Source organism: Nocardia callitridis (assembly GCF_039543305.1).
GTDB classification, from domain to species: domain Bacteria; phylum Actinomycetota; class Actinomycetes; order Mycobacteriales; family Mycobacteriaceae; genus Nocardia; species Nocardia callitridis.
The window spans coordinates 149,461-172,660 of sequence record NZ_BAABJM010000004.1 but is presented as its reverse complement, the minus strand read 5'-3'; the positions used below and the strand labels follow the sequence as shown (position 1 = coordinate 172,660).

Annotated in this window: 25 protein-coding genes and 1 riboswitch; of the genes, 13 read left to right on the top strand and 12 right to left on the bottom strand. The window is 66.9% G+C overall.

The annotated features are described in order from the left end of the window. The first annotated feature begins 128 nt into the window (after positions 1 to 128). From ABEA50_RS21125 to ABEA50_RS21100, 6 genes are all read left to right on the top strand, one after another. Entirely contained in the window at positions 129 to 1,895 is a 1,767-nt protein-coding gene (locus tag ABEA50_RS21125; RefSeq protein WP_345497321.1) for a sigma-54-dependent Fis family transcriptional regulator, read from the top strand. A gap of 120 nt (positions 1,896 to 2,015) precedes the next feature. Beyond that, complete coding sequence (locus ABEA50_RS21120) at positions 2,016 to 3,326, top strand: hypothetical protein (protein ID WP_345497320.1); 1,311 nt, start codon at positions 2,016 to 2,018, stop codon at positions 3,324 to 3,326. 245 nt (positions 3,327 to 3,571) lie between these two features. Next, a complete protein-coding gene (locus ABEA50_RS21115; RefSeq protein ID WP_345497319.1) occupies positions 3,572 to 3,784 on the top strand; it encodes a hypothetical protein in 213 nt (70 codons plus the stop codon). Between the two features lie 46 nt (positions 3,785 to 3,830). Next, positions 3,831 to 4,322, top strand: a complete 492-nt coding sequence (locus ABEA50_RS21110) for a hypothetical protein (RefSeq protein ID WP_345497318.1) — start codon at positions 3,831 to 3,833, stop codon at positions 4,320 to 4,322. Positions 4,323 to 4,621: 299 nt separating this feature from the next. Continuing rightward, positions 4,622 to 5,848 carry a CaiB/BaiF CoA transferase family protein gene (locus ABEA50_RS21105; RefSeq protein ID WP_345497317.1) on the top strand — a complete coding sequence of 409 codons (1,227 nt, stop codon included), beginning with the start codon at positions 4,622 to 4,624 and terminating at the stop codon, positions 5,846 to 5,848. A gap of 346 nt (positions 5,849 to 6,194) precedes the next feature. Next, positions 6,195 to 6,262, top strand: a riboswitch (guanidine-III (ykkC-III) riboswitch). Between the two features lie 14 nt (positions 6,263 to 6,276). Then, on the top strand, positions 6,277 to 6,591 hold the full coding sequence (locus ABEA50_RS21100) for a DMT family transporter (RefSeq protein WP_345497316.1): 315 nt from the start codon (positions 6,277 to 6,279) through the stop codon (positions 6,589 to 6,591). On the opposite strand, the gene ABEA50_RS21095 is transcribed toward ABEA50_RS21100, so the two are convergent. Further along, positions 6,566 to 7,309 (bottom strand): MerR family transcriptional regulator, encoded by a 744-nt coding sequence (locus ABEA50_RS21095; protein WP_425577690.1) that lies wholly within the window; start codon positions 7,307 to 7,309, stop codon positions 6,566 to 6,568. The two genes, ABEA50_RS21100 and ABEA50_RS21095, sit on opposite strands and share 26 nt — an antisense overlap. A gap of 105 nt (positions 7,310 to 7,414) precedes the next feature. Between ABEA50_RS21095 and ABEA50_RS21090 the strand changes: the two genes are divergently transcribed. After that, the gene (locus ABEA50_RS21090; protein ID WP_345497314.1) at positions 7,415 to 7,885 is read left to right on the top strand and encodes a DUF6194 family protein; all 471 of its coding nucleotides are present in this window, start codon (positions 7,415 to 7,417) and stop codon (positions 7,883 to 7,885) included. Positions 7,886 to 8,138: 253 nt separating this feature from the next. Here ABEA50_RS21090 and ABEA50_RS21085 read toward each other — a convergent pair whose 3' ends face one another. Then, complete coding sequence (locus tag ABEA50_RS21085; protein ID WP_345497313.1) at positions 8,139 to 8,804, bottom strand: class I SAM-dependent methyltransferase; 666 nt, start codon at positions 8,802 to 8,804, stop codon at positions 8,139 to 8,141. A gap of 596 nt (positions 8,805 to 9,400) precedes the next feature. On the opposite strand from ABEA50_RS21085, the gene ABEA50_RS21080 reads away from it, so the two are divergent. The 4 genes from ABEA50_RS21080 (at position 9,401) to crcB (ABEA50_RS21065) (ending at position 11,334) form a co-directional block, all read left to right on the top strand. After that, entirely contained in the window at positions 9,401 to 9,949 is a 549-nt protein-coding gene (locus ABEA50_RS21080; protein WP_345497312.1) for a transglycosylase SLT domain-containing protein, read from the top strand. A 202-nt stretch (positions 9,950 to 10,151) separates the two neighbouring features. Continuing rightward, on the top strand, positions 10,152 to 10,643 hold the full coding sequence (crcB, locus tag ABEA50_RS21075) for a fluoride efflux transporter CrcB (RefSeq protein ID WP_345497311.1): 492 nt from the start codon (positions 10,152 to 10,154) through the stop codon (positions 10,641 to 10,643). Further along, the gene (locus tag ABEA50_RS21070) at positions 10,640 to 10,975 is read left to right on the top strand and encodes a DUF190 domain-containing protein (RefSeq protein WP_345497310.1); all 336 of its coding nucleotides are present in this window, start codon (positions 10,640 to 10,642) and stop codon (positions 10,973 to 10,975) included. Before crcB (ABEA50_RS21075) ends, ABEA50_RS21070 begins: the two co-directional genes overlap by 4 nt. Continuing rightward, the gene (gene crcB, locus ABEA50_RS21065; RefSeq protein WP_345497309.1) at positions 10,972 to 11,334 is read left to right on the top strand and encodes a fluoride efflux transporter CrcB; all 363 of its coding nucleotides are present in this window, start codon (positions 10,972 to 10,974) and stop codon (positions 11,332 to 11,334) included. Before ABEA50_RS21070 ends, crcB (ABEA50_RS21065) begins: the two co-directional genes overlap by 4 nt. 68 nt (positions 11,335 to 11,402) lie before the next feature. On the opposite strand, the gene ABEA50_RS21060 is transcribed toward crcB (ABEA50_RS21065), so the two are convergent. From ABEA50_RS21060 to ABEA50_RS21050, 3 genes are all read right to left on the bottom strand, one after another. After that, positions 11,403 to 11,750 carry a BP74-related protein gene (locus ABEA50_RS21060; RefSeq protein WP_345497308.1) on the bottom strand — a complete coding sequence of 116 codons (348 nt, stop codon included), beginning with the start codon at positions 11,748 to 11,750 and terminating at the stop codon, positions 11,403 to 11,405. 236 nt (positions 11,751 to 11,986) lie between these two features. Beyond that, positions 11,987 to 12,976 (bottom strand): TlpA family protein disulfide reductase, encoded by a 990-nt coding sequence (locus ABEA50_RS21055; RefSeq protein ID WP_345497307.1) that lies wholly within the window; start codon positions 12,974 to 12,976, stop codon positions 11,987 to 11,989. Between the two features lie 91 nt (positions 12,977 to 13,067). Further along, entirely contained in the window at positions 13,068 to 13,829 is a 762-nt protein-coding gene (locus ABEA50_RS21050) for an SDR family NAD(P)-dependent oxidoreductase (RefSeq protein WP_345497306.1), read from the bottom strand. A 205-nt stretch (positions 13,830 to 14,034) separates the two neighbouring features. Here ABEA50_RS21050 and ABEA50_RS21045 point away from each other — a divergent pair, with 205 nt between their 5' ends. Together ABEA50_RS21045 and ABEA50_RS21040 are read left to right on the top strand one after the other, a co-directional pair. Then, positions 14,035 to 14,799: a trans-aconitate 2-methyltransferase gene (locus tag ABEA50_RS21045; protein ID WP_345497305.1), complete on the top strand. Its 765-nt coding sequence runs from the start codon at positions 14,035 to 14,037 to the stop codon at positions 14,797 to 14,799. Positions 14,800 to 15,104: 305 nt separating this feature from the next. Continuing rightward, the gene (locus tag ABEA50_RS21040) at positions 15,105 to 16,355 is read left to right on the top strand and encodes a KasA/KasB family beta-ketoacyl-ACP synthase (protein ID WP_425577681.1); all 1,251 of its coding nucleotides are present in this window, start codon (positions 15,105 to 15,107) and stop codon (positions 16,353 to 16,355) included. 112 nt (positions 16,356 to 16,467) lie between these two features. Here ABEA50_RS21040 and ABEA50_RS21035 read toward each other — a convergent pair whose 3' ends face one another. The 7 genes from ABEA50_RS21035 to ABEA50_RS21005 form a co-directional block, all read right to left on the bottom strand. Further along, a complete protein-coding gene (locus tag ABEA50_RS21035) occupies positions 16,468 to 17,235 on the bottom strand; it encodes a class I SAM-dependent methyltransferase (RefSeq protein ID WP_345497304.1) in 768 nt (255 codons plus the stop codon). A gap of 112 nt (positions 17,236 to 17,347) precedes the next feature. Next, on the bottom strand, positions 17,348 to 18,340 hold the full coding sequence (locus ABEA50_RS21030) for a transketolase family protein (protein WP_345497303.1): 993 nt from the start codon (positions 18,338 to 18,340) through the stop codon (positions 17,348 to 17,350). After that, on the bottom strand, positions 18,337 to 19,215 hold the full coding sequence (locus tag ABEA50_RS21025; protein WP_345497302.1) for a transketolase: 879 nt from the start codon (positions 19,213 to 19,215) through the stop codon (positions 18,337 to 18,339). Before ABEA50_RS21025 ends, ABEA50_RS21030 begins: the two co-directional genes overlap by 4 nt. A 23-nt stretch (positions 19,216 to 19,238) precedes the next feature. Continuing rightward, positions 19,239 to 20,564, bottom strand: a complete 1,326-nt coding sequence (locus ABEA50_RS21020) for an MFS transporter (RefSeq protein WP_345497301.1) — start codon at positions 20,562 to 20,564, stop codon at positions 19,239 to 19,241. Between the two features lie 42 nt (positions 20,565 to 20,606). After that, positions 20,607 to 21,473 carry an NAD(P)-dependent oxidoreductase gene (locus ABEA50_RS21015; RefSeq protein ID WP_345497300.1) on the bottom strand — a complete coding sequence of 289 codons (867 nt, stop codon included), beginning with the start codon at positions 21,471 to 21,473 and terminating at the stop codon, positions 20,607 to 20,609. Beyond that, positions 21,470 to 22,189 (bottom strand): FadR/GntR family transcriptional regulator, encoded by a 720-nt coding sequence (locus tag ABEA50_RS21010; RefSeq protein ID WP_345497299.1) that lies wholly within the window; start codon positions 22,187 to 22,189, stop codon positions 21,470 to 21,472. Before ABEA50_RS21010 ends, ABEA50_RS21015 begins: the two co-directional genes overlap by 4 nt. 185 nt (positions 22,190 to 22,374) lie before the next feature. Beyond that, positions 22,375 to 23,142 carry a TetR/AcrR family transcriptional regulator gene (locus ABEA50_RS21005; protein ID WP_345497298.1) on the bottom strand — a complete coding sequence of 256 codons (768 nt, stop codon included), beginning with the start codon at positions 23,140 to 23,142 and terminating at the stop codon, positions 22,375 to 22,377. Between the last annotated feature and the right edge of the window lie 58 nt (positions 23,143 to 23,200).

The following is a 23,200-nucleotide window of genomic DNA, read 5'->3' as shown; positions in this document are numbered from 1 at the left end:
GACTGTGCAGATTTCCTGTGATCCATGACACAACGGGGGCAATAGTTCGCCGGTCTCAATGTGAGACGCGTCTCATACTGAGACGGGTCTACCGTGGACCGGAGCCAGTCAGTATCGAGGTGATACCCATGACCGATCCGCACGCCGATGCCGTCGTGCGCCTGCGCCGAGCACGCGAAACATTTCTGAGCACAGCGTCTTTCGACGAGTTTCCGATCCGCCCGACCGTGCGCGAATCCTGGCGCCGCGCACACGCGTTGCGCATCCACCCCGATCAGGTCGAGTTGCCCTACGTGCGCGATCCGAACCTCGACTCACCGCTGACCAACGCCGCTGCGCCGGTACTGCGCCGCCTCGCCGACGATCTCGCCGCCGAGTCCGTGAGCGTGGTCCTCACCTCATCGGACGGGCTTGTGCTGCAACGCTTCTCCTCCGACCCCACGATGCGCCGCCTGCTCGACCGCGTTCAGCTCGCACCCGGATACAGCTACGCCGAGGACTTCGTCGGCACCAACGGCATCGGCACCACATTGGAGACGGCGAGTCCCACCTACATCGACGGCGGCGAGCACTATCTCGGCGCCCTCGGGCGGCTGTCGTGTGCGGGTTCGCCCATCCGCCACCCGATGACGCGTTCGGTGCTCGGCGTCATCGACCTCACCTGCTGGGCGAGTCGATCCGACCCGTTGCTGCTCAGCCTCGCCAAGAGCGCGAGCAGTCAGATCGAGGACCGCCTCGGCACGATGGCCAGCCAGGCCGAAACCGCGCTGCTCGCCGCGTATCTGCGCCAATGCCGTCGCTACCCGTTCGGGGTGATCGCCGTCGGCGGCGACGTGGTGCTGATGAACCAGTACCTGCGCCAGGCGTTGGACGCCCACGATCAGGTCGCATTGCTCGAACACTCCATGGATCTGGCCCAGCAGCGCACCGTCGACACCATGGTCGGGCTGCTCCCCAGCGGCGGAAACGCGAAAGTGTCTGCGGTCGAGCATCTTACGGTCCGCTCCGGCGGGCGCAGCGTGGTACTGCACGTCCAGCTGGACGCCGACCGTACCGGACACCGCCCGAGTCGACCCGCGATCGCCACCCTGCCGGGCGTGGTCGGGCGAAGCAGTTCGTGGCAGCGCAGCTGTCAGCAGGTGCAGCGCTGCTGCCGCGACCGCGAGTGGGTCGTACTCGACGGCGAAACCGGTTCCGGCCGAAGCAAACTCGCGAAGTCAGTGGCCGCGCACCTGCGACCCGACCGCATGGTTCGGGTGCTGCGCGCCAGCGATCGCGCCGTCGCCGACGACCTGCCCGCCGCGTTGCGCGCCGAAACCGCGGACAACGACTTCACCGTCGTTCTCGCCGATCTCGACCGTTTCCCGCCCAGCGTCCTGCCCGCGCTGGCCGATGTCTTGCAGGCGTGCGCGGGCCGCGGCTGGATCGCGGCCACCATGAACTCGACCATCCCCGCACCCGCGATCGAAGCGCTGCTCCTGCCGCTGTTCACCCATACCGTTGGCCTGCCCGCCCTGCGCCACCGGATCGAGGACCTCGAAGACCTCGTCCCCTTTCTGCTGCACGAACTCACCAGGGGCGCCGACATTCGCCTCGCCCCCGATGCGATGCGCCAACTCGGTAAGCTGCCGTGGCCGGGGAACGTCGCCCAACTACGTCAGGTCTTGGCCGAGGCGACCGCCCGGCAACGCTCCGGCACGATCCAACTCGACCAACTCCCACCCCAATGCCGCTCGCTGACCCGCCGCCGCCTCAGCCAGATCGAGGCCCTCGAACGCGACGCCATCGTCCGTAACCTGCGAGACAACGGCGGCAACAAGGCCGAGGCGGCCGCCGCCCTCGGCATGTCCCGCGCCACCATCTACCGAAAGATCAAGGATTTCGGCATCGCGTAACGCGCTCGGTCCCGCCAGCGACTAAGTCGATAATCCACCACCAGTGGCGTGGATCACATGTTGTCGTCGTGGCCTCGGCCCTACCCGGTTCGGTGCCGCCCGTCTCGGCAGGAGCCCCCGTTGACCGATCGACTGGATGACATCGACTGCGTCAGCGCGCGCGGGCACGCCGCGTTGGGCGGGACATTAGCGATCCAGGCGGTCTGGCATTACGACCGCGCGGTGGACACGGCGACGCTCACGCGGTTTCATGCGGCGCTGTGTGCGGGCAAGCTCGCGCGCACCGTCGCGCATTCGATCATTCCCGCGGCGGGCGACAGGTGGAGTGCGCGCACGCGGTTCGCGCCGTTGCGGACGACCACTACGCCATTGCCCGCCGCGGACCTGGAGGCGTGGATCCTCGAGCAGGCGCGCGCCCCGTTGCAGACCTTCGGCGGGCCGACATGGCGGCTGTCGAGCGCCAACTTCGACGACGGCCGGTCCGCGGTTTCACTGCTCGTCTCGCACACCGTCACCGACGGTGGCGCGTTGTGCGCCGCGATCGCGGCGGCGGTGGCCGACGAGCGGGTGCAGCTGCGCTTCCCCTCGGACGAGTACGGACCATTTCGATTGGTGTGCAGCGATATTCGTGCCACGGCCCGGCGCGGGACCCGGCTGTGGCTGGCCGCGATCTTGGCGGTGCGGCTCCTGCTGCACGCGCCACGACGACGCACCGCACGCCACGACGTCGAGCCGGACCGCGGGGCGGGCGTCCCGACGATCGCCGCGACGATTCCCGCACCGCAGTGGCACGAAGCCGCACAGACACGCAACGGCACGGCCGCTACCTTGGCCGTCGCCGTTCTGGCCTCGATCGCCACCGAGATCGGGCGCGTGAACGAGCACGACCGCGTCGAGATGATGATGCCGGTCGCTACCCGCGCCGCCGACGACGCGCGCGCCAATGCCTTGACCTCGATCGACTTCGAGATCGCCCGCACCGACGAGCTGTCAACGGATCTGAGCGCACTCCGCGCGGCGATCAAGGCAAAGCTGACCGCTGCCGGAGCCGGCGCGAACGCGGTGCCCCCGCTCATCCCCGTCGCCGTGGCGCTGCCGCGCTCCCTGCACGGCATGCTCGCGCGCCAGGTGGCGGCCGATCCGGTTCGCACGGTGTGCTCGTATCTCGGCGAACTCGATCCTCAGGTGCTGCGCATCGACGGCGCGCCCGCGACGGCGATCATGCTGGGCCTCGTCGATCAGAGCCTCGATTCTCGGCGCGTCCTCGCCGAACGCGGCGGCACACTGTATGCCCTGTTCAACGCGTCTGTCGGTTCGATCACGCTGCGTATCAACGGCTTTCAAGCCCCTGCGTTGACCGATACCGACCAACTCGCCGACGTCGTGTCGCGGGTGCTTGCCAGGTACGGGCTTTCGGCCACCTTCTGGTGATCGCGCACCACCGCAGCACAGCGACGACCCGATCTTCCCCGTCCCGCCGCCGCGGGTTCCCAGGACGAGGGCGACACCGCGACAGGTCGGTTCCCCCGAGTCGATCTCCATTCCATGAGCTGCCGCGCGGGAGCGCGGGACGGGCCGCGCAGACAGTGCTTCGGGAAGCGGTCCGTCGGAGGGGCGGAATGGGATGCGGCCGGATCGGTGCGGTCCGGCCCTGTTCTTCCGAGGCGGTGCGGTCGGTGGGATCGGTCTCGGCGCTGTCCGGCGTGCTCGGTGGGATGGGCTGGTCGACGACGAGGTCGACCTCCGCGTACACCGAGACCGTCGAAACCGCGGTGATCCGCGAATCCCTGCGCAGGCTGCGTTCGGACCTCGCGTTCCACCCGCGCGGGCGACTCGATATCACAGCTTCGACCTGCGTCTACGCCCCCAAACGGTGTCGCGGGGGCTAAGTTCGTTGCACGGCACCCGAGCGTTCGACGAGGGAGGATCGATCCGATGAGCGACGAACCCGTTTTCACCGAGTGGGGCTATTCCGAGGACGAGCGCGCGATACCGTACGGGTTCAAGTCCACCGAGGACGCGCCGGAGGCCGAGCGGTGGGCGCGCAAACGCGCGGCGCAGTACCACTCGCAGGGTGGGCGCCTGTTTCGTCGGGCCGTGAGCCCGTGGGTCACCGTCGACGAATCCGCCGGGGCGCTGACCAACGGCGCACAGGGGCGGCCGATCCATATGACCCAGGCGCTGCGGTCGGCGACGACGCACACCTGGGAGATCCAACCGCCCGCGGCGATCTTCTCCGACCGCACCGAACCCGACGAGCAGACCAGCGTCGCCGTCTACCCCGATGCCGCCGACATCGACGCTCGCGTCTACGCGGGAGCCGCGACACCCGAGCGCGCGACCGAACTGCTCCGAGAAACCATCGCTCGCTTCGAAGCCCAGACGATCAGCCCCGCGAAGGTGGATATGCGCGAGCCTTCACGGTGAGCTCACGCGGGCCCGCGCGCACGGCGCCGCGCGCGGGCTGTTCGACGGCCTCGAACACGTCGCGGCGTCGGCCTACGATCTGCCGTCGCGTGCCGAGTTCGCGCGGCTGACCGTCGAACCGCCGCCACGTCTGCCCACCTCGCGTGCCCCTCGGCCGCCCCTGCCTCGTCGCGGCGGATCCGCGAATCCCCCTGCACACCAGGGTGTCCCACCTTGTGGAAGTTGGCTTGACAGCCATCTCGTGGTCAACCACAGTGTGATTCGCGGACACCGCCCGGCCGACGGGCGCAGGAGGCAGCATGACCACACCCGGAGCACTCGACGGTTTCCGTGTGCTGGAACTCGGAACACTCATCGCGGGACCCTACTGCGGTCGACTCCTCGGTGACATGGGTGCCGATGTCATCAAGATCGAAGCACCGAATCGTCCCGACCCGCTGCGGGATTGGGGACAGGCCGAGGGTGGCAACCAGTACTTCTGGTCCGTGCACGCGCGCAACAAGCGGTGCGTGAGCATCGACCTGCGCGTCGAGGCGGGGCGCGCGCTGTTTCTCGAACTCGTCGCCACCGCCGACGTGGTGGTGGAAAGCTTCCGTCCCGGCACCCTGGAGCGGTGGCGCATCGGCTACGACGTGCTCGCCGACCTCAACCCGCGACTGGTGCTCGCACGGGTATCCGGCTACGGGCAGACCGGGCCGTACGCCGAACGCCCCGGCTACGCGTCGGTCGCCGAGGGCATCAGCGGCCTGCGTCACCTCAACGGCTTTCCCGGACAGGCACCGCCGCGCATGGCGTTGTCGATCGGTGACAGCCTGGCCGGCCTGTTCGCCTACCAGGGTGTGCTCGCGGCATTGCTGGCGCGCGAACGCACCGGATGCGGCCAGGTCGTCGACACCGCGCTCACCGAGGCCGCCCTGGCGGTCCAGGAGTCGACAATTCCCGACTTCCACAAGACCGGCCACGTGCGCCAGCCCTCGGGTACCCGACTCGACGGGATCGCGCCGTCGAATCTGTACCGATCCCGAGACCAGCTGTGGGTGATCATCGCCGCCAATCAGGACACCGTGTTCCGACGCCTCGCGGCGGCGATGGGTCGCGCGGAACTCGCCGACGACCCCCGTTACGCGACACACACCGCACGCGGCACCCATCAGGACGAACTCGACGCGATGATCGGCGAGTGGGCCGCCGGTCTCCGCGCCGCCGAACTGACCGAACTACTGAACCGCCACGGCGTCGTCACCGGCCCGGTGAACACGGTCGCCGAGGTGATGACGGACCCGCACTTCCTCGCGCGCGGCTTGTTCGTCGAGCACGTTGATCCCTCGATCGACGAAGGCGAGGAGGGATTCGATCCGATCCCGCCCCAAGGCGTCGGCGTCGTTCCCCGGCTCAGTGCGACGCGAGGCGGCGTCCGGTGGGGTGGTGCGAGTCGACCAGGCACGCACACCGACGAGGTGCTCGGGGAACTCGGCTACGCCGACGACGACCTGGCGGTCCTTCGCGCAGCGGGAACGATCGGATAACCGCGGTATCGACCGGTGGCCGCACGCTCGCGACCTCGCCGGTAACGCCGCGTTCCCGGCTGGTCGCAATCGGTAGCCGCTGCGACGCGTCGACGCTGTCGAGTCGAGCGTGGCTCGGCCGACTCGACAGTCGCGGCGCGAGTCGCCGCCAGCGCTCGCATGCCTCCCTACAGCGCAGTCGATGCCGCTTCAACCACTTTCGACAACCGATACCGAAGTACCGCGAGCACACTCGCGCACTACTCGCGACAACGGGTGCACACCCAATTCCGGACCAGTCGATCTGGAGACCGATCCCACCATCGAGCACGGATGCGCGACCCGCCGGGCGGTGCCATACTCGGGCACTGAGGTCCTGATCGGGATCTCCCGGACGAGCGGTGCCGTACCCGGTGTGCGACAAGACGGCGCTTCTGGGAGGTGTGATCATGTCGTGGATCGTGCTCGTTTTCTCCGGTGTGCTCGAGGCCGTGTGGGCGACCGCATTGGGCAAGTCCGAACAATTCACTCGCTTGTGGCCGTCGGTGACCTTCGCGATCGCACTGCTCGCGAGCATGGCCGGGCTGGCCTACGCCATGCGCACGCTGCCGGTCGGCACGTCGTACGCGGTGTGGGTCGGCATCGGTGCGGTACTGACGGTCGTCTACGCCATGGTGACCGGAGCGGAGTCGAGTTCACTGCCCAAGATCCTGTTGTTGCTGGGCATCGTCGGCTGTGTCATCGGGTTGAAGCTGCTGCATTGACCGGGCTTTCGCCGTCGCGATCGTCGTCCTCGACGAGCGCGAGGAGGGCGACGAATTCGGCGGCGGCCTCGAGGAGTGCGCGCGAACGCACCGTCAGGGCTGTGTCGCGGGTGGCGAGTGCGGCGGCGAGTTGGTCGAGACGACCGGCCGCGCGCACCTGCGGCATCAGCGTGCGCAGTGCGTCGATGCGGTAACCGGCGGCGCGCAGTTGGTGCACGATGCGCGCGTCCCGCACATCGGTCGGCCAATAGCGTCGAATCCCCTGGGCGGCAACCCGATCGGGAACTACGAGACCTTCCGTATCCCAGTGCCGCAACGTGGAAGTCCGCACACCGAGCGCGGTCGCGAGTTCGGCGACGCTCATCGAATCGCGGGCCTGCGCCGGCGCGATCGGTTCGGCCGAGATCGTCGTGACGGCGGCCAGCGTGCGGCGCAGGTCATCGCGTTCGCGGTCCAGCGCGGCATGTGCGTGATCGAAGAGCGCGAGCACCCGTGGCACCGGTTGCTCGTGCATCGCGCGCACGAAGGATTTCGCGTCGACGGGCCCCACGGCCGTAGCGAGCGCGCGGTAGGCCAACGCCGCGCGCACATGGACCTCGCCGTAGCGGCGATAGCCCGAATCGGTACGCCGCACCGGTGGCAGCACGCCGTCGCGCGCGAGATTGCGCACCTGCTGCACCGAATACCCGACCCGACCGGCGACCTGCGCGGTGCGCATGGAGGGTTCGGCCCGCTGCGAGCCCGAGTGGCGACTTTCCACGCCCTTATTCGACCATTCGGCCACCGAAGTCGCCACAAGCACTTCAATGACACGCTTGAACACATGCGCATTGATGACATCCTCGCCCTGGTAGCGAGCCGCGAAGCCACGCTGGCCGTCCAACCGACCGAGGGTGACGGCACACCGGAGATAGCCTGGGGAGACACCTTCTTCTATTACGCGCCCAACGGATCGATGCCCGAGGCGACGCAACCGTTCGCGACGATCGTGACCAAGGACTATCCCGGCGACACCGACTGCCGACTGGACCGGCCCGACGCGTTCCGACTGAACGTCGCCGTCGGTACCGAGGAATTCCGTGCGTGCCTGGGATACGGCCCGCGCGAGTCGAACCCGACGCCACAGCCGGTGCGCGACGACACCGTCATCGCACACCCCACCTACGCCTCGGCGGGTTGGGTGGCCGTGGTCAATCCAGGACCAGCGACCGAGTACGCGGTGGGCGAACTGCTGCACCGCGCGTATGTCCGCGCCGTTGCCGCACACGACCGAAAGGCCGCCCGCAAGCAATAGCACCGGCGCACAACGCTTCCCGCACTTGCTCCCGCACCCCCTGGGTCAGCTGATCCGTCGCGCGACCCCGGCGCAGCAGCAATCGCGCGCGACTCCCGTTCTCCGCTGTGCCGTGCTGAGGGGTGGGCCCACTCGATTCCGAACACGAAGCGCGGATGCGTGCCGCCCGTTTACCGCCCCCGGATGTGCGGACCGCTACTGGTCTCGGCGGCGCATCGGCCGACACGAACGAAAATCCTCGGCACGCAGCCGATCACGTCGCCCGCTCGACGGTAGCCAGCCAAGCCGGTGCGCCGTTCTCGTCGTGAAATCTGGTGCGAATCCGGTCGGGCTCGATCCCGACGACACGCCACCCTTCGGCGAGGTCGAAGGCGGCCGACAGTTCTTCCCGTGCCACCGGATGCGGGCCGGTCGCCGAACCTTGGTCACTGAGGCACAGCAGGTAGAGCATTGTCCGCGCAGCGCTGACGGCCGCCAGGCTCGTCAAATACTCGGCGCGTTCGGTGCGGTCGAAGGTGTGGAACAAGCCGCAGTCGAGCACCGTGTCGAACGTGCGATCGAGGCGGTCGAGCCGTAGCGCGTCGGCCCAGGCGAACTCGGCCGCGAGCGCGCGTTGCTCGGATTTCGCCCGCGCCATCGCCAATGCCGTCTCGGCCACGTCGACGCCGAGCACCGGGATTCCGAGTGCCGCCACGCACAGAGCGTTCTCGCCCGTGCCGCAGCCGGCGTCGAGGACCGTCCCGGAGAACACCCCGTCGGCCACGAGCCGCACCACTGCGGGCTGCGGGGCACCGGTATCCCATGGCGCGGGACCGTCGGCGTACGACGCGTTCCATGGCCGCCCCGCCGCCCGTTCGTGACTGGTCGGACGGCGACCGCCGAAGGGGTCGTCGCCGCGAGCGTCCCGGCGATTCGACACGTCTATTCCTCCGCTCTCCGCTGTCTGGTGCGTGGCGCTGGGCTCTTCGCCCTCGACGCCCTTCGCCCTCGACGCCCTTCGCCCTCGACACTGCCACCTTGCGCGACCCTCGGTCACGCGTTCCTTCGGATCTCACGTGGTAGTCGCGCACCGCAGAAATTATGTGCGCTGCATCACATAAGGTTTAGCGGCAGAACCCCCGCATACGACCGTCATCCATCGATTCCACCTGGTGTTTTCAAGATCGGACGCACTCTTCGTTCAGACTTGATTAACCCGCAGTTCATCTTCCGTGATCAAACTGCGATCGGTCCAAGAACAGACCAGAAGTTCGGAAAACCCGAGAAACAGTCCACGCATATTCGGAACTGACCGCGGCGGACCTGTTCACCCGCCAGCGCGACAGCTACCCGCCACGCCACGCCGGTAGCCCGAGACAACGTCGTGCGCCAGGGGCATCCAGACCCCTCGGCACCCCACAACCGCACCGGAAAACAGCACATCGCCGTTCGCGGCGAGTCCCCTCGGGGTCGCCCGCCGTGAATCCGTGCTGCCCCGTCCTGGCCGCCACGCACGATCAAGGAATCGAATTTCGCATGCCCGCACACCGTCTTCCCAGCCGCCGTCCTTCGCTGCGTCGTGGCATCCCCTTCGCACTTGCCGCCGCGAGCGCCATCATCGTCGGCTCCACCGGGGTCGCCGCGGCCGATCAGCCCGCCGCGATCGACGCCCCGACCATCCCGGGTCTGCCGCCCCTGCCCGACATCCCCGGCCTGCCGCCGCTGTCGTCGCTGCCGTTCCCGCCCGCGCCGGCGCCCGCCTACGAGAACAACCTCGACGGCTGGATCCACGAAGCCCTCGACGTCATGCACGCGCGCAACATTCCCGGCAGCTACGAGGGCATCCACCGCAACATCATGCGCGAGTCCGGCGGCAACCCCGGCGCCATCAACCTCAGCGACTCCAACGCCGCCGCCGGCATCCCCTCCAAGGGCCTGCTCCAGGTGATCGACCCGACCTTCGAGGCCTACCACGTCGACGGCACCCCCTTCGACATCTGGGACCCGGTCGCCAACATCACCGCGGCCTGCAACTACGCCGCCAACCGCTACGGCTCGATGGACAACGTCGACTCCGCGTACTGACACCACTTTCCCGCCCCGCGCGGCAATCGCCCCCGCGGCGCTCACGACGAGTACCACCACCGGTCGCGAGCGCCGCGGCGTGCGACTAGGCTGAGTGCACATGGCGGTGGGGCTCGCCATTCCGTTTTCGGACAACCGCGACCGAGTTCGCCAACAGTCCCTACTTGACCAGCTATTCGCCGTTCGAGTAGGAGCACGTCCGTTGACCGAACTCTCCGCCACCGACCCCACCGATCCCGATGTGGACCTGCGCATCCCCGACCAACGCCGCGAATTGTTCCGCGAACATCGCGCGGTACTGGCGGTCGTGGCACTCGGCGGTGGCCTCGGCGCACTGGGCCGCTACGGAATCACCCAGGCCATGCCCACCGCACCCGGCCACTTCCCGTGGGCGACCTTCTGCACCAACCTCAGCGGCTGCTTCGCGATCGGCATCCTCATGGTCCTGGTCACCGAGGTCTGGTCGGCACATCGCCTCATCCGCCCTTTCCTCGGCACCGGCCTGCTCGGTGGGTTCACCACGTTTTCCACCTACACCGTCGAGATCCACGATCTGCTCCGACCCGGCGCCGCGATCACCGGCCTGGTGTATCTGTTCGCCACCCTGCTCGGCGCGCTGGTCGCCGTCTTCCTCGGCGTCACCTGCGCGCGAATCACGTTCCTGCGCAAAAAGATCAGGAGGGTACAGCGATGAGAACCACGGAATCGGCGGTCCGAATACAGATCTTCGTCGGCGAAGACGATCTCTGGCACCACAAACCCGTGCACCACGAAATCGTGCGCCGCGCACGAGAATCGGGGTTGGCGGGTGCGACGGTGGTGCGCGGCTGCGAGGGCTTCGGCGATCATTCGGTCATTCATACCAACCGCCTGCTCGATCTGACCGAGGATCTGCCGGTGGTCGTGACCATCGTCGACATCGAGGAGCGCATCCAGAACTTCCTGCCCCGCCTCGATGACGTCATCGCCGATGGCACCGTCGTCATCGACGAGGTCCGCGTCATTCGATATCGAGGTAGGTCGTGACCGTCGTTCTCGTTTTCGTCGGCGCCGCCGTCGGCGCACCGGCCCGCTACCTCACCGACCGCGCGGTACAGGCCCGTCACGACAGCCTCTTCCCGTGGGGCACCTTCTGTGTGAATCTGATCGGCTGCTTGATTCTCGGCGGCTTGACCGGCGCGGCGGTCGCCCACCCGGTGTCGGCACTGGTGGGCACCGGCTTCTGCGGCGCACTCACCACCTACAGCACCTTCAGCTACGAGGCCCTGCGGCTGGCCGAGCAGCGAGCGTACTTCTATGCGGGCACGTATATCGGCGTCAGCGTAGTCGCCGGGCTCGGTGCGGCACTGCTGGGGTATGCCAGTATGCACGCGCTTATCGCCTGAGCCGATGCTCGACCGAAACCGATGTGTCACAACACTATCCGTGATACACCGGCTTCGGCCTCACCGTCCTAGCTGGTCGCGGCGACTAGTTCCCTGGTCAGCTTCGAGGACCAGGGACACCAGAAGCAACCGGGCAGAAACGCGCCGCACGCCTCGTCCAGATAATCCTCGGTGTACTGAATGCTCGAGTCGCAGACCTCAATCGCCATGGTGAAGAAGGTGATCGTGTCGGGGTCGAGATGGAAACTCCACTGCGGGTTGTACTCCACACGCTTCTTCTTGATCCGACCCATCACATGGATGGACATCTGCTCTTCCCCGGAGAGGATTCGACGAGCTTCTTCGATCCGTTGCTCATTGGTGAGTCTGATGACGAACTCTTTGCCGCTGTAGTCGGTGAAAGCGAAGTCAGCCATGATGAATCCCCTTGATCGAGTGAGGTCTAGCGACACTGATTGGTGGAAACGAAACCGAGCGCCTCGATCATAACGGCCCCGTCGGTTCGCCCGCTAGCCCTTCCGAGCGAAAATCATTATGCGACAATCGCTTTGAATAGTCGGTCCGTTTGACAGGCAAAAAACCGACCCGGAGAACCCAGACGCGCCGAAACTCGAGAGACGTTGTCCGACACCATGGCGCGTCGCGCGTCGGTTTACTGCCGAACACCCTTCTTGGCCAAGAGAATCAGATCCCGAACCGCCATTGCTCCGCGTGCCACCGGCGCGAGGACGTGTCCGTCGGCGGCTATCAGAACCCCCGACGGCGTGCCGCGCACGCGATACCGCAACGCCGCCTCGTTCCCGCGTTGCACCAGCGCGGGCATCTCACCGATCCCTTGCTCACGACCCCACCGATCCTGTTCAGCCGCATCACCGTTGCCCACGACAACGATCGTCAGCACGTCGACGGTGCGTGCACGCCAGGCGGGCAGCTCACGAGCCAGCGCCGCACACAACTCACACCCGGGATGCACGAACACCAGCAACACCTGACGCCCCTGCACCAGTAGCGATTCCAGCGTTGTGCGCACATCCCGGGTATCGAACAACTCGACCTCGGGCGCGACCGCGCCCACCGGCAATCCCTCGGCGCCGAGTGCCGACACGGCGTGCGCGTCCACCCGTCGACGCAATGCGTGCACCTGACCGAACAACCACACCACGACGGTGCTCAGCACCGCGAGCGCGAGCAATCCACCCACCGCGTCGGTCGCGAGTACGCCGGGTACCTCGGGGTGAACCACCGCGCCGACGCCCACCACCAGGGCCAACGCCGCGAGCATGGCATTGCGCACGACGGTCCGCACGCCGATCGGCTTCTCGCTCACCGACCCGAAACACGAACAGCTGGGCCGCTTCCCGCGCGCCAGCAGCCGGGCGATCGCCGCGGTGAACACCGCGAGCAGAAACACCGCGAGTAACGCGGCAAACGCCGCCGTCCACGGAAACAGGACCGCCACCGCGACCACCGCTTCGACGACCGGCAATCCGATCGCCATCGACGGTCCCCAGCGGATCGGAACGCCGAAGTCCGCCACCGACTTCCGTGTCGCGGGCAGATCCGTCAGCTTACCCACCGCCGAAAGACCGAAGACCGCACCGAGTACCAGCCGCGAAATCCACACCCCGTATCCGATCAGCATCCCTCAACGATGCCATATCGCTATGAGTCGTGAATCATGAATCGTCGGTACGCTTTTCGCTATCGGCAACCACTCGAGCAGCCAGCCGACATCACGTAATGGTGAACCCGCCATCCACCGCGATGGTTTGCCCGGTGACATACCCGGCAGCAGGGGAAGCCAGCCACACCACGGCGGCGGCGAGCTCTTCGGGATCACCCATCCGGCCCGCGACGATGCGCGGAGCGAGGCTCTCGAGGTAGGCGGGATCGTATTGGTCGGTCATCTCCGAGCGAAAGAATCCCGGCGCGATGGCGTTCACGCGAATTCCCTTGCGCGAACCCCACTGCTGCGCCAGGTCGCGCGTCAGCCCGACGATGCCCGCCTTGCTCGCGGCGTAGGCCGCCTGCGGCAACCCCGCCGTGGTGAGCCCGAGGACGCTGGCGATATTGATGATGCTGCTGCCCGAGCCCATCACCCGGCCGCACGCCTGAGCGGCCCAGTAGGAGCCGTTGAGATTGATGTCGATGACCGAACGGAACTGTTCGGGAGTCTCCCTGGTCGCCGGGACCGCGGTGCCGACGCCCGCGTTGTTGACGAGGATGTCGACCCGCCCGAATTCCGCGACGGCGGCATCGACGAGCGCCGCGCACTGCTCGGGTTCGGCGATATCGGTCGCGACCGTGAGCGCACGCCTCCCCGCGCCGCGCACCAGTTCGGCGGTCTCCTGTAAACGGTCGATCCTGCGCGCTGCCAGCACCACATCGGCTCCAGCCTCGGCCAAGGCTGCCGCGAAGGCGACACCGAGGCCGGAGGAGGCACCGGTGACGATGGCGACGCGACCGTCGAGTCGAAACTTGTCGAGCACGGACATGCGGGTTTCCTCACCTTCACACCGGGAACAGCTGTCGAGGCGTCCGACAAGGCGGACAGTCGAGGCAAATACTATACGAGTACCGCGCTCCCGCCGGAACCGGCGGAGACGCTCCAAATAGCTTGCCGCACAACATTTTTACCGCATCGCCAGGAATACAGTACATTCGTACCGATTACGCCCGTACGGTGAGGAGTGCGACCACATGTGGGATCCGAAGAAGTACCTCGCCTTCACCGATCACCGCGCCCGTCCCTTCTTCGACCTGATCGCCCGCATAGACACCGACACACCACGCAGGGTCGTCGACCTCGGATGCGGGCCGGGCAATCTCACCGAGACACTCGCCGAGCGATGGCCGCACGCGCACCTCGACGCCGTCGACTCCGCACCCGAGATGGTCGAGGCCGCCCGAGGTCGCGGTATCGACGCACGCGTGCTCGATGTGCGCGAATGGGTGCCCGAACCCGACACCGACGTCGTGGTGTCCAACGCCGTCCTACAGTGGGTCCCCGAGCACAGCGACCTGCTGCGCATCTGGCTCGACGCGCTACCGCACGGCGCATGGTTCGCGATGCAGGTGCCGGGCAACTTCGAGGCGCCCTCGCACCGCGAGCTCCGCGCGCTCGCCGCCGAACCACGCTGGCGCGACCGCCTCGACGACGTCGAATTGCGCGGCGGCGACGCCGTCCCCGACCCCGCCGACTACGCCACGATCCTCGCCACCGGCGACGTCACCGTCGACGTGTGGGAAACCACCTACCTGCAACGCCTGTCCGGCCCCGACCCGGTCCTGGAATGGGTGAGCGGTACCGCGCTGCGACCGATTCGCGCGGTCCTCGACGACACCGACTGGCAGCGCTTCCGCGGTGAACTCGCACCCCGGCTGCGCGCCGCCTATCCCCCGAATCAGGACACCAGCACCTGGTTTCCGTTCCGACGCCTGTTCGCCGTCGCACACAAGAATTGACCGCCGAGACCGGTCGGCGCGCCTATCGGCGCAGCGCACGAGCACAACTGGAGGGTTCTGACAAAGAGCGGTCCGCAGGTTCGTAGCGGCTGACATCGTGGCTTTGTTACGCGCCGGTATGCTTTGCTCCGAACAAGATCTGGAACGCACTGGATCTGGAACGCACTGGTCCGAGTCACAGCATCCACCCGAGTCACGACATTCGGGCGGATCGACCATCCGCCCGCGCGGACGCCTCCGGCGTGCGGGTGACGGTCTACGCATTTGACCAGTTCCGGAGCGATGCCGAGTAGGAGTGAGGCCAAGTGGGGAATGTGTTTGCTGCCGACGGTCGGTTTCCCGACGTCGTAGTGACAAGTCTGGCGGCGACCACGTCGATCGCGGGTGACGTCGACGCGACGTGGAAGGGCCTGCTCAACGGCGAGAGCGGGATCGACGTGCTCGACGACCCGTTCGTGACGGACTACGAACTTCCCGTCCGTATCGGCGGGCATCTCAAGGTCAAGCCCGATTCGCTGTTGAGCCGAGTCGAGATTCGACGAATGGCTTACGTCGAGCGCCTGGCCACCGTGCTCGGCCGGGAAGTCTGGCGCAATGCCGGAAGTCCCGAGGTCGACAAGGAACGCCTCGGCGTGGCCATCGGTACCGGCCAGGGTGGCGGTGACGCGCTCACCGACTCCGACAACAAGTTGAAAAACGGTGGGTATCGCAAGATCTCGCCGCTTGCCGTCCAGATGATGATGCCCAACGGCCCTTCGGCCGTTGTCGGTCTCGAATTGCAAGCCAAGGCGGGAGTGGTCACTCCGGTCTCGGCATGCTCGTCGGGTTCGGAGGCGATCGCCAACGCATGGCGAATGATCGCGATGGGTGACGCCGACATGGTCGTCACCGGTGGCGTCGAGGGCTACATCGAGGCGGTGCCGATCGCGGCGTTCACGATGATGCGCGCGATGAGCACCCGCAACGACGATCCGAAGGCGGCGTCGCGGCCGTTCGACAAAGACCGCGACGGATTCGTCTTCGGTGAAGCGGGTGCCCTGATGGTCATCGAGACCGAAGAGCACGCCAAGGCTCGTGGTGCCACCATTCACGCCCGGTTGCTCGGCGCGGGCATCACCTCCGACGGCTACCATCTCGTCGCCCCCGATCCCACGGGCGATGGCGCGGCCCGCGCGATGACACGTTCGCTGCAAACCGGCGGGCTGACCAAGCAGGACATCACGCATATCAACGCGCACGCGACCGCGACCCCGATCGGCGACTCCGCCGAGGCGAACGCGATCGCCAAGGCCGTCGGCAACCACGCATCGGTGTACGCGCCGAAATCCGCACTCGGCCACTCGATCGGCGCGGTCGGCGCGTTGGAGTCGATCCTCACCGTGCTCAGCATCCGCGACGGGATCGTTCCGCCCACGCTGAACCTGGACAATCAAGATCCCGACATCGACCTGGATATCGTGCACGGCGAGGCGCGCCGTCAGCAGATCGAGTATGCGATCAACAACTCGTTCGGATTCGGTGGCCACAATGTGGCGCTGGCGTTCGGTCGCTACTAGCCGCTGAGCCCGTGTGGCGGGTATCGCTACCGCACAATGACTCCCCGCAAGCGACGAAAACCCCTCGAGCAGCCGTTCGCCCGAGGGGTTTCGTCATGTCTGGTCGACGGACCTATCGGATCGCGACCATCAGCCGGTCGTCACCGTATTGCCAGACGAAACCGGCTTCGGCGAAACCCGCGCCGCGCGCGAAGGTGAGGTAGTCCTCGGCCGTGGGGCGATCATCGACGGTGTGGTCGAAGCCGCCGCCGCGTAGCCGCACCAGTTCGGCGAGTTCGGGCGCGTTCTCCACCGCCTCCCACCACTGGCGCCAGTCCTCGGCGTCAGCGGTGCCCGCGCGTTGTCCGCGCCGACTGGTCATGGCCCGGCCGAGCGCGTCGAGTCGAGGTGCCGCGTCGCCCTCGTAGAGGTGGTCGCCGTCCACGAAGACCCCACCCGGCGCGAGCGCGCCCGCGCACGCCGTGAACAGCGCACGCAGCGGGTCACGGTTCATCCAGTGCAAGGCCGTCGTACTCACGAAAGCATCGGGCTTACGGTCGAGTTCGAGCCGGTCGAGCCAATCACGCTCGCGCAGATCGGTATGCACCGTGCGGAAGCGCGGGGAACCCAGGTCGGCCTGTGCCAGCGCGAGCAGCAGCGGGTCCGCGTCGACCCCGACCACGGTGGCCTCGGGCAACCGGGACAACAATCGGTCCGACAGCGTTCCTGGGCCGACACCGAGATCGACGATCAGCGGATCGGCACGCTCGAGCACCTCGATCAGCACATCACCGATCACCTCGAAGCGCTGCTCCCGATCGGGCATGTAGTGCTCCTGCTGCCGATCCCACCGCTCGATCCAGTACCGAGCACGCTCGACATCGATACCGATCCCACTCATCGCACCGCCACCTTCTCCCACTGCCACCTGGCTTGCCGTAGTGCTGCCGGAAATCACCACCGCACCCTAGCGTCCCGTCGATCCCGCATGCCCCGACCAGACGTCGCGGCGATCACAGCAACGCGCGCACCCGCTCGATGATCTTGGTCGTCGAAACACCGTAGCGGTCATAGAGCGTGGGAAGTGCTCCCGCGATGAGGAATTCATCGGGCAAGCCGACCGGCGTCACCCTGCGACCCACCCCCGAACGCACCAGCAGCGCGGCGACCGACTCGAACAGCCCGCCGACAACGGAGTGGTTCTCCAATGTCAGGATCAGCCGGTCCTCGGCGACCGCGGCGAGGATCGCCGCTTCGTCCAGCGGTTTGATCGTCGGGACATGCAGCACACCGACATCGACGCGGTCGGCGGCCAGCGCCTCGGCCGCCTCCAGTGCGCGTCCTGTCATCAGCCCGGACGAGATCAGCAGCACATCCCGACCCGTGCGCAGCGCGGCCGCTTTGCCGAGCTCGAAGCGGTAGTCGTATTCGTCGAGGATGGTCGGCACCGCACCACGCAGCACCCGCAAGTAGGTAGGCCCCGCGCTGGCCACGAGTTGTGGCACAGCCTGTTCGATGTCCACCGAATCGCAGGGGTCGACGATGGTGAGGTTGGGCATGCCGCGCAGGATCGCGATGTCTTCGGTGGCCTGATGGCTTGGACCGTATCCCGTGGTGAGTCCGGGAAGCGCGGCCACGATATTGACATTGAGCATGCGTTCGGCGATGTCGAGGCAGAGGAAGTCGTAGGCGCGGCGCGTGGCGAAGACGGAATACGTCGAGGCGAACGGCACGAAGCCTTCTTCGGCGAGTCCGGCTGCGGCGCCCATCATCACCTGCTCGGCCATGCCCATCTGATAGAAGCGGTCCGGCATCGCGTCCCGAAAGATGTGCATATCGGTGTATTTCGCGAGATCCGCCGACAGGCCGACGATCCGTGGATCACGCCGCGCCGCGGCGAGCAGCGCGTGCCCGAACGGCGCGCGGGCCACCCGGTCGGAGTCGGCGATCGAGGCGATCATCGCGTCGGAGGTGAGCCGCTTGCGGGTGTTCGTGGTGGCGCTCATGCCTGAAACCCTTCATCGAGTTGCCGGTGGGTCAGCGCCCATTCCTCGGGGGCGACGGCCATGAAGTGCAGTTTTTCGCGGGTCTCCAGCATCGGGACACCTTTGCCGAGGACGGTGTCGCAGATCAGCGCCTTGGGGTGGCCGCGATGAGATTTCAGATCCGCCAACGCCTCGATCAACGCGGGAATGTCGTGGCCGTCCACGCGACGCACGTACCACCCGTTGACCGCGAACTTCTCGTGCACCGGTTCGGTGCCGAGCACCGACTGCGCGGGACCGTCGGCCTGCTGGTTGTTCATGTCGACCACGGCGATCACATTGTCGAGTTCCAGGTGCACGCAGGCCTGCACCGCCTCCCAGGTGGACCCCTCGTCGAGTTCGCCGTCGGAAAGAATGGTGTAGACGTGCGCGGGATTGTCCTTGCGCCGCAACCCCAATGCCTTGCCGACGGCGATCCCGAGTCCGTGTCCGAGCGAACCGCCGGAAATCTCCATGCCGGGGGTGTAGCCCGCCATTCCCGACATCGGCAGCCGGGATTCGTCGGTGGCGTAGGTGTCGAGTTCCTCCAGCGGCAGGAAACCCGCTTCCGCAAGCACCGCGTACAGCGCGATCGCGTAGTGACCGACGGACAGCAGGCACCGATCCCGCTCCTCCCATTCCGGTTCTGCCGCACGCAGTTTCATTTGATCGAGATAAAGCACGGCGAGCACGTCGGCGAGGTCGAGGGCCTGACCGATATACCCCTGGCCTTGAACCTCGGCCTGGGTGAGTGCGTTGTGTCGAATGCGTAGCGCGGCTTCGCGCAACCGCCGTACACGAACCGGGTCGACCGGATCGAGACGAGGCCCGTTGTCGGACACGGTGCGGGTTGTCATGATGAATTTCCTAGCGGTCGAGGTCAGTCGGAAGTGTTGCGTGCGAGGACGACCGGCGCGGTCTCCGGCGTGAAGAACGCGCAGGCGGTGGAGATCACGCCGAGGACGACGAAAAGCAGTGCGGGACCGCCCCATCCGAACGCGCCGTAGATCAGGGTGGCGAGGAAGGGAATGAGGCCGACGACGACGGAGGCGCCGTTGTAGCCGAGCGAGATGCCCGACGAGCGCACATTGGCCGGGAATTGCTCGGAGAACCAACTGGATTCGACCGCGAAGATCGGGTCGTGGCTCAGGACGAGCGCCAGCGCCACCGCGACGACCACCATGATCACCGCACCGGTGTTGATCAGCAGGAACATCGGGAACCCGAATACGATGGTGAACACCGACCCGATCAGGAACACCGGTTTCCGTCCGATCCGATCGCTGAGCGCCCCGAACAGGGGCAGGCTCGCGACACCGAGTGCCGAACCGACCAGGGTGCCGATGAGTACGTCGGTTTCGGACGACAACGCCGCGAGCCCGATATACGACAGCACGAAGCTGGTGGCGATGTAGTAGCCGCCGGTTTCGGCCAGGCGCAACCCGATGATCTTCAGGATCACTCGCCAGTCGGTGCGAATCACCTGCAGCGCAGGACGTTCGACGATCGCATTGTTGGACTTGACGGCCTCGAAGGCTGGCGATTCCTGGATGCCCAGTCGAATGTAGATGCCGATGGCCACCATCACCGCCGAGGCGAGAAAGGGCGCTCGCCATACCCAGTCGCCGTCGAAGAGCGCGTTCGACACCAGGAAGGTGCCGTTGGCCAGGAGCAGTCCGAGCGGGATGCCGATCTGCGGTATCGCACCGAACAATCCTCGACGCCGCTGGGGTGCGTGTTCGACGGCCATCAAGACCGCACCGCCCCATTCGGCACCGAATCCGACACCCTGCACCATGCGCAACAGGATCAGCAGAATCGGCGCGATGATGCCGACCTGACCGTAGGTGGGCAGGACGCCGATCGTCACCGTCCCGACCCCCATGATCAGCAACGACCAGAACAGCACCGCCTTGCGGCCCACTCGGTCACCGAAATGACCGGCGAGGTATCCGCCGACCGGTCGCATCAGGAAGCCGACGGCCAAGGTGGCGAAGGAGGCGAGGACACCGACGATCGGCTCGTCCGCGTGGAAGAAGACACTGCCGAAATACGCGGCGGCGGCGGTGCCGTAGATGAAGAAGTCGTAGGCCTCGACGGCCGAGCCGATCATGGAGGCCAGCGACACGGCGGCGGGGTTGTCCCGCGTCGCTTCCGCGTCGCGTTCGACCGCGTCGTCGGGCTGGATGAGTTTGTGAGCAGACATGATTCGTCGTTTCTTACGGAGACAGCGGCGGCACGGAACGGCCTACCGGTAGGTTTCGATGACGCGGCTGTCGTCGCGGGCGGCCAGGCCCCGCTCGACCGCGTCGAGGTATTTCCCGCGCGCGACGTCCAGCAACGGAACCGACGCCGCCGCCTCGGCCGCGACCTCGGCGACCAGGCCGCTGTCCTTCACGAAGATGCTGATAGCGCTCGTCACCGGGGCGTCGGTGCCGAGCAGCATGCGCGGACCGCGATCGGACAGCATCCACGAACCCGCGGCACCGTCTTGAACCAGGTCGAGCACACCCTCGGGGTCCAGACCGAGGCGGCGCGCCAGGTCGAGGGCCTCGGCCGCGGCGACGATGTGCACCGAGCACAGGTGTTGGTTGATGACCTTGATCGACTGCCCCGCACCGACGGTGTCCCCGACTGTCCGAGGGGTGCCGAGGGTGCGCAGGAGCGCATCGTTGTGTGCGAGGTCGGCGGCGGACCCGGCGGCGAAGAGCACGAGATCGCCGGTCTTCGCGCGTGCGACACCGCCGGTCACGGGCGCGTCGAGCACGGTCGCACCGGCGGCGGTCAGTCGTCGCGCCGCCGCCGTCACCGATTCCGGGCCGACGGTCGACATCACGATCCAGGTCTGTCCGCGCACGGCGGCGCCCGCCTCGGTGACCAGGGTGTCGAGCTGATCGCCGGTGGCCACCATGACCAGCACGGTGGCCACCTCGGCGCCATCCGCCGTCGCCGCGACGGCGCGGATACTGTCCACGGCGGTGATTCCGGCATCGGCGGCCCGCTCGCGCGCAGCGGGCATCGGATCGACACCGATGACGGTGTGGCCGGACGCGGCGAGGACCGAGGCCATGGGCAGGCCGATCGCGCCGAGCCCGACGAAGGCCAGCGTGCTCATGACTGTGTTCCTGTCTCGGTGCGCGCCTGCAGGCTGAGCGCGGAGAAGTCGATGAAGTGCTTGTGCATGGCCGCGCGTGCCAGTTCGGGGTCGCGCGTGGCCAGCGCGTCGACGATGCCGAAGTGCACCGTGTCGGTGTTGATCGCGCCATCGGCGTCGGTGTGCTCGATGTCGACCGCGAGGCAGCGCCGGGCGCGAATGCTTTCCCGCAGTACGGTGCCCAGCCCTTCGTTCATCATGTTGAACACCGGATTGTCGACGGTCTCGTACAGGTAGTTGTGGAACTCCAGGTCGGCGTTCAACGCGCCTTCCTGGTCACCGGCGGCCGTGCGCGCGACCATCTTGTCCACGATCGCACGCAGTTCGATGAGGTCGTCGTCGGTGATCTCCAGCGCGGCCTGTGCGGCGATCGCTTCTTCGACCATCTCCCTGGCCTGGACGAATTGCGCGGTGCTGAGGTAGCCGAGTCGGTGCATGAGCGTGAACGACGTGCGAAACAGCGAGGCGTCGGGCACGTCGAGATAGGTGCCGTGCCCCTGGCGACGACGCAGCACGCCCAGGTACTCGAGCATGGCGAGCTGTTCGCGCAGCGCTCCCCTGCTGATCTCGAGCTTCTCGACCAGTTGCCGCTCGGGGGGCAGTCGGCGCGCGCCGCCCTCGGTGTGTGCACTCAGCTCGATGAGTCGCACAACCAGACTCTCCAGTGGGTCGGCCACGCTCTCGCCTCCTCAGATTGGTTTAACCAAATTGGTTCGGCCAATTCTGTGGCAGCGCTCACAAACTGTCAAGGGCTGGTTTTGTCGGGATCGAAAACAGCTCGGGGCAGGCGGAATCCCGCCACGCCGCGCGAACGCGGTGACCTTCGTGCGACTCGGCGTCGCTCGACCCGGGGTGCGGTCGGTCAGGAATCTCGCGACTTGTTCGCGGCGATCCGTGCCGCGATACCGTCGAGGACGAGTTCGAGCCCCGCCTCGAAATCGGCACGCTCGGTGGTTTCGGTGGGAACGGCGGATTCGGCGAACACGTCGGAGGCGAACATCGCCGATACTTCCGGAAACTGTTGCGGGTCAACGAGTTCGCGCATCGCGAGGGCGTAGCGGTATTCGCTTTCGGACTGCTGCTCGTCCGGCTGCCTTCCGGTCGTGAGGTCCTGGGTCAGCAGGACCGATTGACGGACGTGCGCCCCGACCAACATGACCGCGATCATCTTCTCGCCCCAGCCCAGTCCGCTGGAGGACAGCGTCGCCAGCACTCGTTCGAGCCACGCGAGCTGATGCGGACCCGAGGGTGCGGTCTCGATCGGCACCCGAGGCAGCCATGGACGCGAGCGATAGAGCTCCCAGAGGGCCAGCGCGCAGTCTCGCAACCCGGTGCGCCAGGCACCGTCCGGCTCCGACTCTGGCGCGCGCGGCGTGGTGGCGGCATCCAGCATCAGTTGCAGCAGTTCACTTTTCGAGCCGACGTAACGGTAGAGCGACATGGCGGTGACGCCGATCTCCTTGGCTACCCGAGGCAGGGTCACCGCGTCGAGTCCGTACTCGTCGGCCAGCCGGACGGCGGCAGCGATAACGGTATCGACGTCGAGGTTCGACGGTCGCCCCACCCGGACGGGCGGGTCGGGCAGTCGCCACAGTCTGCGCAACGGGGCGGGGATCTCGTCGCTCTGCATGGCTCGATTCTCGCTGTCGTCGACCGGTGCGGGCGTAGGCGGTACGAATCTAAAACTA